This is a genomic window from Veillonella sp. T14073-2 (genome assembly GCF_002959875.1).
GTDB lineage: Bacteria > Bacillota > Negativicutes > Veillonellales > Veillonellaceae > Veillonella > Veillonella infantium.
Window position 1 is genome coordinate 786,039 of sequence record NZ_PPDC01000006.1, and the last position, 15,196, is coordinate 801,234.

Annotated in this window: 14 protein-coding genes; all 14 read right to left on the bottom strand. The window is 42.9% G+C overall.

The window, feature by feature from the left end; translation table 11 throughout:
• Positions 1-85: 85 nt before the first annotated feature.
• The gene (locus tag VCHSUH04_RS07275; RefSeq protein WP_105085966.1) at positions 86-1,111 is read right to left on the bottom strand and encodes a minor capsid protein; all 1,026 of its coding nucleotides are present in this window, start codon (positions 1,109-1,111) and stop codon (positions 86-88) included.
• Positions 1,101-2,516 (bottom strand): phage portal protein, encoded by a 1,416-nt coding sequence (locus tag VCHSUH04_RS07280; protein WP_105085967.1) that lies wholly within the window; start codon positions 2,514-2,516, stop codon positions 1,101-1,103. The genes VCHSUH04_RS07275 and VCHSUH04_RS07280 overlap by 11 nt, the downstream gene beginning before the upstream one ends.
• Positions 2,513-3,763, bottom strand: coding sequence for a PBSX family phage terminase large subunit (locus VCHSUH04_RS07285; RefSeq protein ID WP_369819988.1), 1,251 nt, complete (start codon positions 3,761-3,763; stop codon positions 2,513-2,515). The genes VCHSUH04_RS07280 and VCHSUH04_RS07285 overlap by 4 nt, the downstream gene beginning before the upstream one ends.
• The gene (locus tag VCHSUH04_RS07290) at positions 3,741-4,184 is read right to left on the bottom strand and encodes a terminase small subunit (RefSeq protein WP_105085969.1); all 444 of its coding nucleotides are present in this window, start codon (positions 4,182-4,184) and stop codon (positions 3,741-3,743) included. The genes VCHSUH04_RS07285 and VCHSUH04_RS07290 overlap by 23 nt, the downstream gene beginning before the upstream one ends.
• Before the next feature lie 651 nt (positions 4,185-4,835).
• Positions 4,836-5,264: a DUF1492 domain-containing protein gene (locus VCHSUH04_RS07295; protein WP_105085970.1), complete on the bottom strand. Its 429-nt coding sequence runs from the start codon at positions 5,262-5,264 to the stop codon at positions 4,836-4,838.
• Positions 5,257-5,790, bottom strand: coding sequence for a DUF3310 domain-containing protein (locus VCHSUH04_RS10335; RefSeq protein WP_233188317.1), 534 nt, complete (start codon positions 5,788-5,790; stop codon positions 5,257-5,259). Before VCHSUH04_RS10335 ends, VCHSUH04_RS07295 begins: the two co-directional genes overlap by 8 nt.
• Entirely contained in the window at positions 5,774-6,169 is a 396-nt protein-coding gene (locus tag VCHSUH04_RS07305) for a hypothetical protein (RefSeq protein WP_105085971.1), read from the bottom strand. Before VCHSUH04_RS07305 ends, VCHSUH04_RS10335 begins: the two co-directional genes overlap by 17 nt.
• Positions 6,170-6,173: 4 nt before the next feature.
• Positions 6,174-7,541: a DEAD/DEAH box helicase gene (locus VCHSUH04_RS07310; protein ID WP_105085972.1), complete on the bottom strand. Its 1,368-nt coding sequence runs from the start codon at positions 7,539-7,541 to the stop codon at positions 6,174-6,176.
• Positions 7,489-7,761 carry a VRR-NUC domain-containing protein gene (locus VCHSUH04_RS07315; RefSeq protein WP_199176438.1) on the bottom strand — a complete coding sequence of 91 codons (273 nt, stop codon included), beginning with the start codon at positions 7,759-7,761 and terminating at the stop codon, positions 7,489-7,491. Before VCHSUH04_RS07315 ends, VCHSUH04_RS07310 begins: the two co-directional genes overlap by 53 nt.
• 467 nt (positions 7,762-8,228) lie before the next feature.
• Positions 8,229-10,649: a virulence-associated E family protein gene (locus tag VCHSUH04_RS07325; protein WP_105085974.1), complete on the bottom strand. Its 2,421-nt coding sequence runs from the start codon at positions 10,647-10,649 to the stop codon at positions 8,229-8,231.
• A 1-nt stretch (position 10,650) separates the two neighbouring features.
• Positions 10,651-12,324 (bottom strand): PcfJ domain-containing protein, encoded by a 1,674-nt coding sequence (locus tag VCHSUH04_RS07330; RefSeq protein WP_105085975.1) that lies wholly within the window; start codon positions 12,322-12,324, stop codon positions 10,651-10,653.
• A 16-nt stretch (positions 12,325-12,340) separates the two neighbouring features.
• Positions 12,341-12,667 carry a hypothetical protein gene (locus tag VCHSUH04_RS07335; protein WP_105085976.1) on the bottom strand — a complete coding sequence of 109 codons (327 nt, stop codon included), beginning with the start codon at positions 12,665-12,667 and terminating at the stop codon, positions 12,341-12,343.
• A 13-nt stretch (positions 12,668-12,680) separates the two neighbouring features.
• The gene (locus VCHSUH04_RS07340; RefSeq protein WP_105085977.1) at positions 12,681-14,615 is read right to left on the bottom strand and encodes a DNA polymerase; all 1,935 of its coding nucleotides are present in this window, start codon (positions 14,613-14,615) and stop codon (positions 12,681-12,683) included.
• Positions 14,616-14,625: 10 nt separating this feature from the next.
• On the bottom strand, positions 14,626-15,186 hold the full coding sequence (locus tag VCHSUH04_RS07345) for a DUF2815 family protein (protein ID WP_105085978.1): 561 nt from the start codon (positions 15,184-15,186) through the stop codon (positions 14,626-14,628).
• Positions 15,187-15,196 lie beyond the last annotated feature (10 nt).

Below are 15,196 nucleotides of genomic sequence, written 5' to 3' on the forward strand. Positions count from 1 at the left end.
TCGTGAGCCACACCTCACGGCTACGGTCTTGTTAGTTATCGCCCAACAATACTAAAATGGCAATAAAAAAGCAGCGTTTCCGCTGCTAATTGATATATTCTTTTTCCCATTCCTCGTAGGTAATCGCTCCGTCAAAATCAGTACTCTTGTCATTCTGATTTCTACCTGTGCGAGTTCCTCCTTCGAGTCCTGGGATATATGGAATTGTAGTGGACCGGCAATAGCAATGGAATGGCGGAACAGTTACACCTGGTTTAGCATCGACGAGACGAACACGTTTACGATCCATGTGTCTGCAGATGGAAGAAGTATGACTATCGAGTGTAGCCAGTATCTCTAACTCCTCGACATCTAGGTCTTTCATGCTATCAAGAAACCCTTGCTCGTGCACCCTTGCCGTCTCAGTTTCGATTAATCGCTTAGCGTTACTGTATGATGTCTTCATCCGCTTATGCAGATTATCTGCCATCGTGTCCGCCCCTTGCCCGATAATAAGGGCTTGGGTGAAATCATTCTGCAAGTTAGCTACTAACTTACTTGTATCTCCCCAAATCCTACTGCTGAAGTCCTTGCCATCACTCGCCCATTGACTGTGAACCACGCTATCAACGCGCTTGCTATCAATCGTATTAATAGGTGAATATTCTCCGCGTTGTGTCTGCACGGTATATGCGGACTTATACGCGGAGGACTGATACACATCCTTCAATAAATCATTAAGCGAAATACTCTGCTTTTGAGCCAGTATTTCAAGCTCATGAACCACATTGATATACAGCATCTGCTCACGGCTTAATCGTTCACGAATGGACGCATTTGATAGCATTTGTTGATGTTCTTCTGATACACCGAGTTTCTTAGCTTCTGCCTTAAACTCAGCCAAATCCATTTTAAAGGCTTTCATCTCGTAGGCGTTCAGTAGTTTCCTTGCTTCGGCCAATTGGATGCCGTTTTCTGTAGCAAATCTACGATACCAATCGTTGATAGCCTTTTCTATCCGACGTAACGCCCTGACGTAGTTAGCTTTGATTTCCGCATCAGTGAGATTCGCTTTTTGAAACGATTCATCTAGTAACCGCTCATACCGTTTCTCCCAGTAATCATTCGCCATCTGCCTCACCGCCGTTCGGTACAACAAAATCTGCTGTTACTTCGGACTGCTCCTTTTTAACTTTTGCGAGTTCTTCCGCAGCATCAGTTGTCCACGGATGATTTGCGATAATGGTTTCATTAGAGATGATACCAACGGAGTTTTTACAGTTGTTGATTGTATCGCCTTCATTGATAGGCAAGTCACGATTGAAGATGAAGTCCACTTCTTCAACTGCATTTTGATTAGTTAAGCCACGATACGTGTTAACGAACCACATCAAATCGTGCAAGCTAGATTTGAACTCCAGCTCCATTTCATTGGCATCTAAATCAATATCAGAGTACATCGACATGATGTTCATCTGATTAGGATTGTTGGCCATACGATCGTCCTTAGCATCAAAGCCCCGGCCGTTCTCGATAATAGCTTTACGCAAAATATTAATAAGTAATTGGTAATTGTCGCTATTCACCTCTATTTTTAAGGCCTTAACATCGCCGTTAACACCATCTACTGTACGAACCTTGATTGCCCCATACGAAGCAAGATTTTGACGGAACTCAGCGAGATTTTCACCGTCATAGTTTTGCAAAATCAAAATTGTGCTGCGGATATCCTCTTCCATATTATCTTGGAAGTTGGATAGTAACCGGTTAAGTGCATCCTGCAAGGATTTAACCTTAACGATAAGTGGTTGCTCAAATTCATTCGCACGGAACATAATGAGAGGAATACGTTCCCAGTTATACGGTTTATCAGCAATAGCAAAATTGGCAGTATTTTCTTTATCCGGATCAGGAAGTAAACGTTCCATATCCCATATGTAATACTGAATACCATTCGGTGTGTAGTATTCCACTTTGTGAATGGTCTTAGTTTCTAGTCCTGTGTAGTACTCAATGTCGTACAAGTAAAGGAACGCATCTAGTTGTGTGTGCTCCTCATCTGCCCAAAATGGTAAAACCTGATGCGGTTTCATCAACTTAAACTTTAGCGTACCATCGATGCCTATGTAAGGGTGTATATACGCCTTGCCGGCCATTGTTGCGAATTTACCAACTGACTTTAATAAGCGTTGGAACTGAATACCAAACATCTTATCGAGCTCGTCATCATCGGTGTTAATATCTAATGGCTTAGACAATAAGTAGTTAACCTTTTGGTCTACTAAATCATCAAATCGGTTATCCACAATCTGATTATTAGGAACGCCCTGTAACGCTATTCGCGTATTGCCTTCACCTACAACGTATCGTTGCTTATTCAAAATGTCATGTTTACCGTCGTAATAATCAATAGCAGTACACATCGTTTTCCGCTGCTCACTACCTAGAAAATTACGCAGTTGAACTTGCAGGAACTCTCGTTCCGACATAGTCGCTGAACCTTTTATGATGCGGTCCCATAGCTGAGATAATATCAATCAAACGACCACCTTTCTACATTAATATCTTCTAAACCATACCGCATAGCATCCATAGCATGGTTGTTTTCGTCTTCAGGTTTCCCTGTGTATTTCTCAAATCGGTCTTTGGCCCATTGGTACGTGGATAATTCACGCAGCACGTTAACGCATCTTGGGTGAACGATTAATTCGTAGTCTTGAATCCTCTGAATGCCGTTTAATATGCTGTCCTTACCTTTACGTGCCCTGGTTATCCCTTTTAATCCTGCTTGGTACAATTCCTCAATAGATTTAGGCTCGGCGCTATCAGCCCTTATCTTTTCTTTTGCGTACCCCATATCCGTGATACGAGATGCTAATTGTTGATTCGTAAGCCCTGTTTCATACAGCTCATCGAATATGTAGATTCTCTTATTAGCCATATCGACTAGCATACACACTAAGGCTGTAGGGTCTACTGTATAACCAAAATCAAGGCCAAACGCGGACTTGATACCGGTTTGACCTCTAATTTCATCAACACTAAATTCTTGTTCTTTCCAGTTTTCGTAAACCAGGCCTTCAACAACGCCCCAGTTACCGAGCCCCGCTACCTGGTACCGCTTAGGGTTCTTCTTCATTTCTTCGAATAACACTAAGTCCGATTCACTCAGGAACTCGTTACACAGGTAATTCGTAGTCATGGCCAATACGTTTTCGCTGGATTCATCAAAAAAGCGTTTCTTTAACCAGTGCCTATCAGACCACGGGTTAAACGTAAGCACTACCTGGTGATACATGCCGTCGGGTAACTGGCCACGAATAGATTCATCCAGTCTGTTGAATGCGTCTTCACTCATAATCTCGTAAGCTTCTTCAATCCATAGCCTGCACAGTGCACCAACTTCTACAGTAATGGATGTAACCTTCAAAGGATCATCGAGTCCACGAAATAGAATCTTCTGCCCTGTTGGAATATACGTTATCTCAAGTGGCGATACGGAACATTTAAAGTACCGCTCCACCTTCAACTGGCGCATAGCCCATTTAAGCTGCGCGAAACAACTGTCACGCAAAGTCCGTTCTGTCTTACGAACGACTAACCAGTTTATACAAGGGTTCTCCATTATCTCTATAATGACTTTCAGAGACTGCGTAGATGACTTCTTACTGGCACGACTGCCCTTGACTACTTTATAACGCCCTTTAAAACGCCAAAAAGCACCGTATCCCTTGCCTACGATATCAGGCAAGTACACTCTGTTAGTCTGCAATATCGTCACCACCTACGATGAGTACAGGCTTAATATCGATAGTCGTATCACCGCTGAGTATTCTATGGCGTTTAGCCATAAGCTCCAGGGCTTTCAACCTAGATTTCTCGTCCGGCGGTTTATCGATAATTCGAGCTTCGGAACATCCTTCCCCTGTGCCCTCGATAACCACTTGTTTTTCATTTGAGAGCCCCAGGGCAATTCTTGTTAACTCATACTCAACCTGTTGAGCCGTCATGATGTTTTCATTGAAGTAGGCGTCGCGGAGCTCGGCAACCCGTTTTTTAACCTTGTCATTCCTTAACAGTCTTGAGGATTGCGACTCAGCAGATTTCTCAGAGTAACCAGTTCGAATAGCAGCCTGTTTCGCATTCATATCCTTGATGTACTCATGACAAAATTTTTCATGTCGTTTATTTGCTAATGCAGCCACTACCTCACCTCCTGGCTATCTTAATACATCACGGCTGTTTCTCTTAAATCGGCCGTGCGAACGAGTGCATAATCCACAATTACTTTTGTGTGCGTGGTCATGTGTGATATACGTTTGACACAGGCCGTCGTATTCAATTAGTTTTGCTGTGCAAACGCCGTTCTTGTTATTCAGGCATTTACGTTTAATACATTTGACTTCTGTGCTCATACCTTATCACCTTTAATACGTTTGTACGCTCAAATCCGATGACTAGTTGGTTGTTGTTAGGCTATATAGTTATTGGAGGACTACTAGTTCTAGTCATCAGATGTCAGCGTACAACGATACAGGGCGAGCTCATAATGTATAAGCTTTGAAATGTATGTGGACATATTCGGCTCGCCCTGGTTTCATTGTGCAGTAAATTTCATTTTTACATATTCCCTCTCCTTAGCTTACGCGATCGCCTACATCATAAATACGGGCCCCTGTATTTACAATGCTACATACAACAAAAAAGCACGGTCTTCGTCACCGTGCTTTTTTGTTGAGTTGTGTATAAGAGAGGATTTGTGTTAGTGACTAATGACACCTTTCACAACTACATTATACTATGTCAAGTCGGTTCATTTAAGTCCAAAATACTCCAAAACACTCCAAAGTACTCCACTATGAAAGGAGTTCCCCTAATTCGTTCAACGCTTTATTTTTTAAATTGAAGTAACTGCTCTTTTCGTAATATATCATCGCTTGTACTTTCTTAGGGAATGCCCCGTTAATGTACTCTTGCGCTAATATAATACGCCCTGGTATACATTCTATCTTTTCAATTAAAGCCCTTGCTTCTTCCCTTTTAGCAATAAGCTTTGCTATCTCCCGTTTTTTGGTGTCCACTGTATCTACGAGTCTTGCCACATCGCCTTCAAGACCTACTGGAGTACCGCCCCCGGATACTCGGTCTTTGGAATAATCAATCGCCGATAAGGTGATGATATCATACTGCAGTTTGCGAATATCTTGCCGTAGCGATTGGATACGTATGGCTATCATCTTTATATCTTGCAGATACGCCGATGCCTTTTCTTTATAGTCACTCATGCCGCATTACCTCATTGATATACCGGTCTAAGTACCACCGTGCTTTTTTTAGGTCTTCGAGTTTGTCACCCTTATACCCTGCTCGTGCGATGTACTTGATAACATTACCTAGATGGTATGGAAGCTGTTGATCCTCGATAAAATCGATAACCTCAATCTTACCTCGTGTATAGTGTGAAGGATGATTGATAACATCTTCAGTCTTAGGCTCAGAAATAGCTTGCGTTACCTTTTCTGCAATAGCCTGCATTACCTCTTCCTCGATAGTTTGCTCTACCGGTTCCGCGGTCACTTCCTTCTTCTTAGGCACCTTAGAGTATTTAGGCAAACACTCTGGGCAATATTTAGGCCAACGACCTTGCGCTTTTTCTTTTTTGTGAATAAAGGTTGTACCACATCCTTCACACGTTAGCTCTTTACTATAGCCCGCACCAGGCGGCGTCATTACTTTTTCACACTCAGGGCAGTAATCCTCGTGTGTTTTTACTGTAAATGTGTCTCCACATCGTCTACATTTCTTTTGCATTATTCATCCTCCTTGATATTTCCGCCAAATCCGAGGCAGCTTTTCGTTCTTCTTGTTTCAAGTAGTTTAAATAAAGTTGACGGAACTCGTCGTCTGTCATTATTCGGCACACATCTACGTCTATTGCCTCATATTGCCCCGCATTAACCATTACTGCCCCGAGCTCAAGGTCAAATATATCCCCATACAAAGCAATCCACTTTCTACTGGCTATGCTCACAAGTACTTCTTCTATTGCCATTCGCTCAAGCGCATATGTTGTATATGCATCCTCCTCTTTAGGAGGGCCAAAAGCGATATCAACTATGTGATACCCGCTGTAGTCCACGTAATTATCATCTGCTTTACTTCTAATGTTAATATTCATTATAGCTTTCATGTTTTCACCCCTTATACAATTCTTTACGATATTTAATAGCTTCTAATAGTGCATCTTGCCCAGCTTCTTTACGTTCTAAGGCTTTCATAACCTGCTCGTCCATTGTCCCTTTTGTTACTAGGTGGTGGATAATCACAGGTTGTGTTTGCCCCTGTCTATGAAGTCGTGCATTCGCTTGTTGATACTGTTCAAGACTCCAAGTTAACCCATACCATACGATGATATTGCCACCGGCTTGAAGGTTTAAGCCGTACCCTGCTGATGCGGGATGCGCCAGTAACATTTGTATCTTGCCCTTGTTCCACTCGGCTACATCATCATCGGTCTTTAGCTCAACGGCTTTCGGGAAAGCCTCTTTAATCGATTGAAGGTCATGTTTGAAGTTATAGAACACTAACATCGGTTTTCCTTCATTCGTTTCTACCAATTCTTTCAGTCGTTCAATCTTCTCGTTATGGACGACTACGATTTCACCTTCATCGTTATAAATGGATCCATTCGCCAGTTGTAACAATTTACCGGCTAGTGCTGCTGCATTAAGTGCACTCACATCGTCATCACTGGCTAAGCTAAGCACGTGCTCACGTTCCATCTGTTTATAGAGTTCCCACTCTTTCGGGTTCATCTCTACCGTGATGACATTCTCGATACGTTCAGGTAGTGTAAGATAGTCCTTCGCTTTTAGGCTCATGCAGATATCTTGCATCTTGCTGAATATCACCTTATCCCCTCCAGGCAGTAGTCGGTAGCTATACACGACGTGTCCGTTTGTTTTGTCCGGCGTAAAATACCGAGTGCGATATTCGGTAATCGTCTTACCTAATCGTTCGCCACCATCTAAGAGATACATTTGAGCCCAAATATCAAGTAACGTATTCGGTGCTGGTGTGCCAGTTAGTATGACAATCCGTTTAAACAATGGACGGAGTTTTCGTATTGCCTTAAACCGTTTAGCCTGTGGGTTCTTAAACGAAGAACTCTCATCGATCACTAACATATCGAAAGGGAATGATTTCTTCTTATAGTAGTACTCATATAACCATTGCACGTTTTCACGATTTATCACATAAATGTCAGATTCACTCTCTAAGGCCTGTATACGTTCCTTCTCGGAACCTAACACCTTAGCCACCGTTAAACGTCTTGTAGCATTCCATTTTTGCGATTCTTGGGCCCATGTAGATTCTGCTACCTTCTTGGGTGCAATGAGTAATACTTTTTTAATATCAAAGTAATCATACATAAGCCGTTCAATCGCAATAAGGGTAGATATGGTCTTACCTAAGCCCATATCCAGTAACAATCCGTAATGGGTATTATCAATGATTCGTTGTATTGCAATGCTTTGGTACTCGTGTGGATGAAAGTCCATGTATCGCCCTTTCCATATCTTCAACAAATAACTTGGCATCAGACATCCCAGTTACCACAAACACCAAAGCGCCTTGCTTTCGTAATCGTGAAATCTGTACTCGTTGGTTAGCCATTAGCTTCCCTGTTGTATCCTTTAACTCGACGAATAGGACACCGCCTCCTGGAAGTACAATAATCCGATCAGGTACACCATCATTTCCAGGTGACACGAATTTCATATATATGCACCCCAGTTTTTTGAGTTGATTTCCTAACCATCGTTCAATGTCTTTTTCTATCGTTCTCACCTCATTCTCAATAAATAATCGGCAACAGGCCTCAGCCCATATAAAATATGGCTTCATCGGGGTTGTGTTGCCGATGTTGGCGTTTTTTTTCTCATATATATATATATATATATATACGCGTATTTGCGTTTTTTACGTGTATACGTATACAAGCACTTATTCATATATTTATTATTTTTAATTAAAAGTAAATATTTGGAAACATCGGCAACAAATTGTATTTAAGATAGACACCAACTACGCTATTCGTGTTGCCGATTTTGTTGCCACACGTGTTGCCGTTGCCGATTTTTTAGCATATATCAAAGTTTATCGATGTATAGGCTTGCATAAAAATTATTTCGATAAATATCAATATATAAAAATTAGCTAATCGGCAACAAAAATCGGCAACACGGCTATTTACGATTTTTAACTATCGTTTTAGCCTTATTTTGGAGTGAGCTAGTGTCTCTAACAAACGCTCTTTGCACACCGTACATTTTCCCAAAACGCATCTTCCCAACGCTCTTAGAGTAAGGACTCCACCCTTTAATAGATTGCAAGATGTCAATAATTTCTCTTGCTTTTGCGTTCTGCAGGTTCTTCCTGTCGCCCTCCATCACTTCACACCATATCTCAAGGGCACAAACCCGCTCCCGCTGCACTGAACCGCAATAATCGTCATCGCCATAATTGCGGATATACTCCCTGCGATCGTAGATGTCTTTAGACTCCCAATCTTCAGGTAGTTCCATCTCTAGGTATTCCTCAATGAGCCCTACGAGTTCACCGCCTTCAGTGTGTGATAATTGAATTCTAAGGGCTTCTTCTTCAAGTGCACCCTCTAATACAAGCGGTTCTCCTTCAGACCAATACATGAACGCTTCTGCCCATAATTGGTCAATTTCATCCTTTGACAAGTCCCAGGAGTTCTTTGTTTTACGGTCCTTGTCACCAGTAATTGGCCAAAATCGGCGGTTACCGGTGCGGTCTTTTAGGAACATAAGATTATTAGTGGAACCAGCGAATACACACTGGCGAGGGTACTCTTCCGTCCGTCTACCGTAAGGTGAGCGGAACCGGTCAGAGGTACGGCTGATAAAGGCTTTAACGATTTCGTTATCGTTCTTATAGGTCGGTGCGAGTTCCGCAAGCTCGTTGATCCATGAGCCCTGAATTTGTTCAAGGGCGTCTTTGGTTTTGATATCAACGAGTGAGTTGTTAAACCATTTACGGCCTAACCGCTCCAAGATAAGGGACTTACCTAAACCTTGTGCACCATATAATACGATTGCCGTATCAAACTTAACGCCAGGTTCCATTACTCGTGCGATGGCACCGCACATCCATTTACGTGTAACCGCTCGGATGTATTCGGTATCCTCCGCTCCGATGTAATCGATAAAGAGAGTATCGACTCTACATTCACCGTCCCAAGTTAAGCCTGTTAAGTACTGACGTACCGGATGGAACTTGTTATCTTGCGTTACTTCTTGCAAGGCATCGTCGATAATACCTTTACCTTTAATAAGGTATTTAGTAGCGAAGTAATTACGTAGGCACGCATCGTCTGTATCCGTCCAGTAAGGGGTTTCGTCCTTACCACGCCACGGCAAATCGTCAATGACGACTAAGCGGTGTGCGAATTCATCAAGACGAATTTTACCTTTTAATGCAGGGTCCTGTTTAAGGACTAACAAGCAGTTGAAAACATCCGACTCAGGAGTACCGTTTTTATCACGTTTTAGCTTAGATAAAAAGTCTTCATCGTCCTCCGTGATATCCTCAAAGTCCATATCCGCCATACGTTCTTTGTCGAGCAGAACAGGTGCGGCACCATCTTCGTTGACGAAGTCCATCATAGCTTTGTAGCTTGGTAGTTTAGTAACGGCGGTCTCATCGGCTGGGTCCTTGTCTCCGAATAAGTGGATCCGGACAAGGTCAAACGCATTAACAAGTTTACCGCTGATAGGGCCAGTTGCATGGTTGGAGTAAGCAAAGGTATCGTTATCGTAGATAACTAAACCACCTACTGAGCTACCTGCTACATACGTGTATCGGTCTTCAACTTGTGTCGGCTCATACACACCAGGGAGAAACTTATGTATCGCTTCCGTGATACTGTAGCATCTACAAAAAGCACCGATAAGTCCTTTTTTCTCTAATGGGTTACCTTGCTTCTTGGCCGCATCAAGGCGAATTTGTGATTCCTTATCAGATGTTGGCCAAAGACTCGTATCCCGCCAGTCTCTGTAGGTACTCAAATAGGTGTCTACTGAAACTAGAGAGCCTTCGCTGTGTAGGTAAACGTACTCCACATCCTTAGGATGACTAGGCCAATACATAAGGCGTTCAGCTTGGTGCGTTGACGGGTCGAAGAACTCAATCCCGATGTTATCAGCAATCCGTCTTGAGACTGCCTGGTACTCATCTGGCTTCATCGCTCTATCGGTAGGAATAATAACACGGTAACGAGGATTATCAGCCGTGTGGCTGTGCGTACTGTAGAGTACATACTCCATTCCACCTAATTCCATATCTAGGTCTACGATGAAATCCTCACCAGGGTTATCCGCATCAAGGGTAATCAAATACCGCTCTTCAACAGAGCCTCTTACCCGTCTACCATTTTTAGGAATATAGCCACCAACAAAACCGCCGACGTCTTTCTTTTGGCCTTGATCAGCTTTAGACATCTTGGCGTATTCAGCAGCCGTTTCATTCGTTACAGTAGGCTCGGCCAATTTACTGACCAAAGCACTCCAAGTCATTTTGTCAGACTTCCAGCTACGGGCGGAGCGACTTCTGCCCGTAGCTATGATGATATTAGTATCCATATTACATCGCTCCTCCCTTCGCAAATTGGATATCCCGTACATACGCCGGAACGCTTAATCCGTGAGAGGTAATCCACTGACTAACTGCTCCATTGATATCGTGGTCTTCATATACGCCACGATTATTTTTTAGTTTAGCCTGGTGTATCTCTACGAAGTTATCCGTATCACTATTCGGATTAACCTCGATACACGCTACCGGCTCGTTACATTTATAGACACCTACGATAGCACACGTTTCAGCTTTTACTTTTTTGATATAGGAGCTTACGCAGTTGTTAAGCTGAATACCCATATCAATGATGCCGTGAGTAGAACCAATCGCCGTGAATCGATAGCCGTTAACCATATCGGCTAGCACGCGATGTGCTTTCCGTTGCTGTACGATTTCGTCTTCTACTTTGTCGAACTTTTGCATTCTCGAGATTGTGTCGTGTAGGTTACGCACCTGGATGCGACTGCTCCATACCTCTTTACGGCGACTTCTCGATAACTCGAAATACATACTAGCCGTATCTCTTATATCGTGATAGGACGGCGCATTCCGAATGAATAAGAACGCCTGGCGCTCGCCGTATTGATGGCTAAGGATGTTAACAAATTTACGAATGATAGATAAATCACGGTCATCACGCCATAATGGCCAAGACTGAATATAACTTGTATTATCGGCGTTATTCTTGATGACATCGACCATAGCCTTTTGGTAATCTTTGTTCTTAAATAACGTAGCCATAACTTTAATGATCTTCGTATAGAAGAATGGCCTATCGTGTAATAACCTCCTAACCCATCTAGCATCCGGTAAGTTATGAGCCTTGATTAGGGCCTTTACAAAGGAAACACCTTTTGTCGTTAACTCTAATACGTTATCCATACCCAGTGTCTCATTGGGGAATTTCCGATTATAAAAGTCATCATAGTCTCGTTTAAGACTATCATTGATAGCTGGTGCATCAGGAGCTTGTAATTTCCATACTAAGTTATGAAGTAGGTTATCGAAGGCTCCGTAATTGTTAGACACCTGTACGCCTTGTCTAATAGATTTAACTTTATACCCTACTGCCTTTGAAAGCTTCTCGAAGAACACTTCTTTTAACACCTTAGCGAAACGTTTTAGCTCATCTTGATGGTTATGTAGCCTGCAGTCAGGTGTTGCTACAAACCAAGCTAAGGATAAAGGGCTATTTCCTAAACGCGTAGGGGAAACCGTCGATTCTTCGACGACGTCGCTGCGTGAGCGCTTCTTAAGTATGATAAAGGTTTTTCTTTGTTTAAAGTCAAACCGCACCACATCGATTACATGAGATTTATAGCCTTTGTAAATCATCCCATTATCTCCGTCGGCGTATACCGTGTCGTACTCAAATTGCACGTCCAGTTTATCGCCCCTATCTATAATTGATAAGTCTAGGGATAAAGGAACGGTGGCGCTATATCCAACTTCTGCAGTAAACCCTTTAGCGTTGATCCGCTCACCACATTTTGGACAATAGAACTCATATGATTCTCGGCAAGGCACTATTCCAAATCCGTTAGACTCCATAGGCCATAGGTTAGCGAAGGAGTGTTCGCAAGGTACATGGTAATAACTTGCAGGGTTAAAAGGTGATACTTGATTGCGCCGTACCAGGTCGTACAGCCTTTGTACTTGTAGATTGAATAAGACCTTCATAAGGCGCTATCCTTTCTTATAACAAATCGTCTAAATCATCTTCTTCAGGAGTTTCCTCAACTGCTGGAGCTTCTACTTCTTTCTTTTTAGTAGTACGTTTTCGTTTTGGCTTTTCTTCGGGTTTCTCTTCTACTTTTGGAGTAGCTTCAGGTTCTTCCACCTTAGGAGCTTCTACTTTCTTGCCGTTTAATATCTTAAGCGCGAGGTCGCAAGCAGCAATACATCCTTCGCAGTACGCCATAGCGGAGTCTTTACGTTCGCTAGCTGGTGCATCTTTTACGAGTTCATATAAGCCGTCGATTGCTTCGCGTTGTTGTTGAATTTGTTGTTTTGAGAGTTTCATAAGAATTGTCCTCCTAATCCTTCATGTAGTAAGGGTTCTCAAACCCTGCTGCGTTTAATATGAGCCCTTCATTCCAGGGTTCAGGTTCACACATAATATCTATAACTTCTTCTAAACTACCTTCGCCTATAGGCGCTTCGATAACCACTTCGTCGTGGATATGGGCAACGATTTTGTAACCTGCTTTTGCTAGTCTTAACATCGCTGCTGCTAAACAATCTCTTGCTACGGCTTGTACAATGTTTTCGACGAGCTTTCCGCCGTAGGTCTCAACTCTGCCCCATGTATTCTTAACCTGATCCATTCCGTCATACTCAATCGATTCACTACCGAACCGATTAAGTCCGAGTCTAGGTCTTGCATAGGCAAGTCTACGACCGGATGGTAATTCGATGAACAGGAAGCCTTTCGATTTAAAGAATTTAATATTGCCTTGTCTAATTCGTACGGGTTCTCCTGTTCTCACTACTTGCTTTGCTGCGCTGTCTGCATCTTTCCAAAATCTCGTAATTCGTGGACTTGCTTGTCGCCAAGCTTCGATGATACCAGGTAGCTCCTTCTCCGGAATTTCACCCTTTGTATCCATCGCTTTCATAGCTCCTACACCGCCGCCATACCCTAGCGCTAATTCAGCTACCTTTCCTTTTTGCCGTAGGTGCCCATTAACACCGTGCTTCTCAACTGGTACGTGGAACATGCTAGATGCTGATGCACAGTAGATGTCTCCACCTTGCGCAAATACATCCTGGCGCCATTTCTCGTGAGCAAGCCAAGCGATAACACGTGCTTCAATAGCACTGAAATCGGCTACAATAAATCGGTGCCCGTCCTCTGCTACAAGAGCAGTACGGATAAGTTGCTTAATCACATCGCCTGGGTTTCCGTAGAGTAGGTCTAGCATTTCTACGTCTCTACTTTTAAGAACTTCCCTAGCTGTGTCTAAATCTTCTAAGTAGTTACGAGGGAGGTTCTGTAGTTGTACTACACGACCCGCCCATCGTCCACTACGCATCGCCCCATAAAACTGAAGCATTCCGTGAATACGACCATCTGAGCACACGGCATTTTTCATGGCCAAGTATTTTTTGATGGAGGAGTTACCGAGCACCTGTCTATTTTGTAGTACCTTGCGAACATCAGAGGGGATATCCTGTGCTAAGAGGTTTGATACATCGTCTTTTCGCATTGTTTCTAGATCATATCCTAGTCTTACTGTTAACCACTCTTTAAGTTGCATGGTACTATTCGGATTCTCTAATCCTGCTAATATCTTGGATGACTCGGTAGCTTCTTCCACAATTTCGTCGTTGCAGGCAAGCGCTGCATCGACGAGTTCCATATCTACTTTCACGCCTCTCCAGTTGATATCTTGGTCGAGTAACCAGTACTCGTGCTCGGTAGCAGGTGGCTTTAGTGAAAGTAAGCGTTTACGAATTGCCTTTTCTACCACCACGTCCTGGCGGTTGTACTCAATGTATTCCGCCCATTTCTCAGGCGCATCCTCCGGCATATTACGTGTCTTAGGATTCGACTTAGTTGGTTTTCGTGGCACAGAGAAGAACTGAATAAGGCGTTTGCCTCGTGAATCTTTGGCTTCACCTAATTTCAAAGCCTTTGATACATTATCAAGGCTCGCAGGCAAGCTACAGTACAAGGCAAGTACAGAGGTACATTCCCAGTTCGTATAATCTGCATCAGGGTAATACTTTTTAAGACAAAGCATTTCGAATGCTGCGTTGAATGCGGTCTTTGTAATTTCCTTGTTATATAAGGCATCCACTACCCTTTCAGGTAGTGGATCCTTTGTCATATCGATTACTTCGACCGGTTCGTCATCGAAGCTGTAGGCAAAGAGCAGTATTTCAAATGTCTTATCATCAACGTATCGCTGGGCCCCATATTTAATAGGGCAGTCAGAATACGTTTCCACATCAATACTAAGCTCCATATTTGCCTCCTTAGATTAAATCGTCATCGTCTAGGTCGCCTAAATCGTCGTCACCAAAGTCGCTAGCAGATACGTGAACACCACCGAGGCGGTCACCATCTTTAACTTTACGAACACCATTTAGACCAAAACCTACGCCTTTCTTGCCATTGAAGTTGTAAGCGAATACAGAAAGTGCTACCTGCGCATATACACCGGAGTAGATTTCTTCTTCGATATCGAATTGGTCCATCTTGATTTTGTCCCGAGTGAATACGATAGGTTGTTTATCACTGTTAGCGTTGATGAAGAATTTACCAGCGTATGTTTCAGGTTGGTCAGCTACTGCTTCGTCTGTATCGCCATCACGCAAGTTCAATTTAAGGTATGCTGCTTTACCTTCTACCTTAGCTACTGCTTTTGGATCCGCTTTAAGTTCTTCAATCGCACGTTCAAAAGCTTTGATTGTTTTCTTATCTGTTTTATCAATAATGATTTGGGAACTATATTTTGCTTTGCCGTCGTCGTTTTTACGAGGTTGAGCGATGTTTGCATAGGAAAGTCTTACGATACCAGTTGTTAATTTAGCCATTGTTACGGTC

Bases quoted from the DNA above. Each gene is read 5' to 3' on its own strand.
- VCHSUH04_RS07275 (WP_105085966.1), bottom strand. From the start codon at position 1,111: ATGGCGAATGATTACTGGGAGAAACGGTATGAGCGGTTACTAGATGAA.
- VCHSUH04_RS07295 (WP_105085970.1), bottom strand. From the start codon at position 5,264: ATGAGTGACTATAAAGAAAAGGCATCGGCGTATCTGCAAGATATAAAG.
- VCHSUH04_RS10335 (WP_233188317.1), bottom strand. From the start codon at position 5,790: ATGCAAAAGAAATGTAGACGATGTGGAGACACATTTACAGTAAAAACA.
- VCHSUH04_RS07305 (WP_105085971.1), bottom strand. From the start codon at position 6,169: ATGAAAGCTATAATGAATATTAACATTAGAAGTAAAGCAGATGATAAT.
- VCHSUH04_RS07310 (WP_105085972.1), bottom strand. From the start codon at position 7,541: ATGGACTTTCATCCACACGAGTACCAAAGCATTGCAATACAACGAATC.
- VCHSUH04_RS07315 (WP_199176438.1), bottom strand. From the start codon at position 7,761: ATGAAATTCGTGTCACCTGGAAATGATGGTGTACCTGATCGGATTATT.
- VCHSUH04_RS07325 (WP_105085974.1), bottom strand. From the start codon at position 10,649: ATGGATACTAATATCATCATAGCTACGGGCAGAAGTCGCTCCGCCCGT.
- VCHSUH04_RS07330 (WP_105085975.1), bottom strand. From the start codon at position 12,324: ATGAAGGTCTTATTCAATCTACAAGTACAAAGGCTGTACGACCTGGTA.
- VCHSUH04_RS07335 (WP_105085976.1), bottom strand. From the start codon at position 12,667: ATGAAACTCTCAAAACAACAAATTCAACAACAACGCGAAGCAATCGAC.
- VCHSUH04_RS07340 (WP_105085977.1), bottom strand. From the start codon at position 14,615: ATGGAGCTTAGTATTGATGTGGAAACGTATTCTGACTGCCCTATTAAA.
- VCHSUH04_RS07345 (WP_105085978.1), bottom strand. From the start codon at position 15,186: ATGGCTAAATTAACAACTGGTATCGTAAGACTTTCCTATGCAAACATC.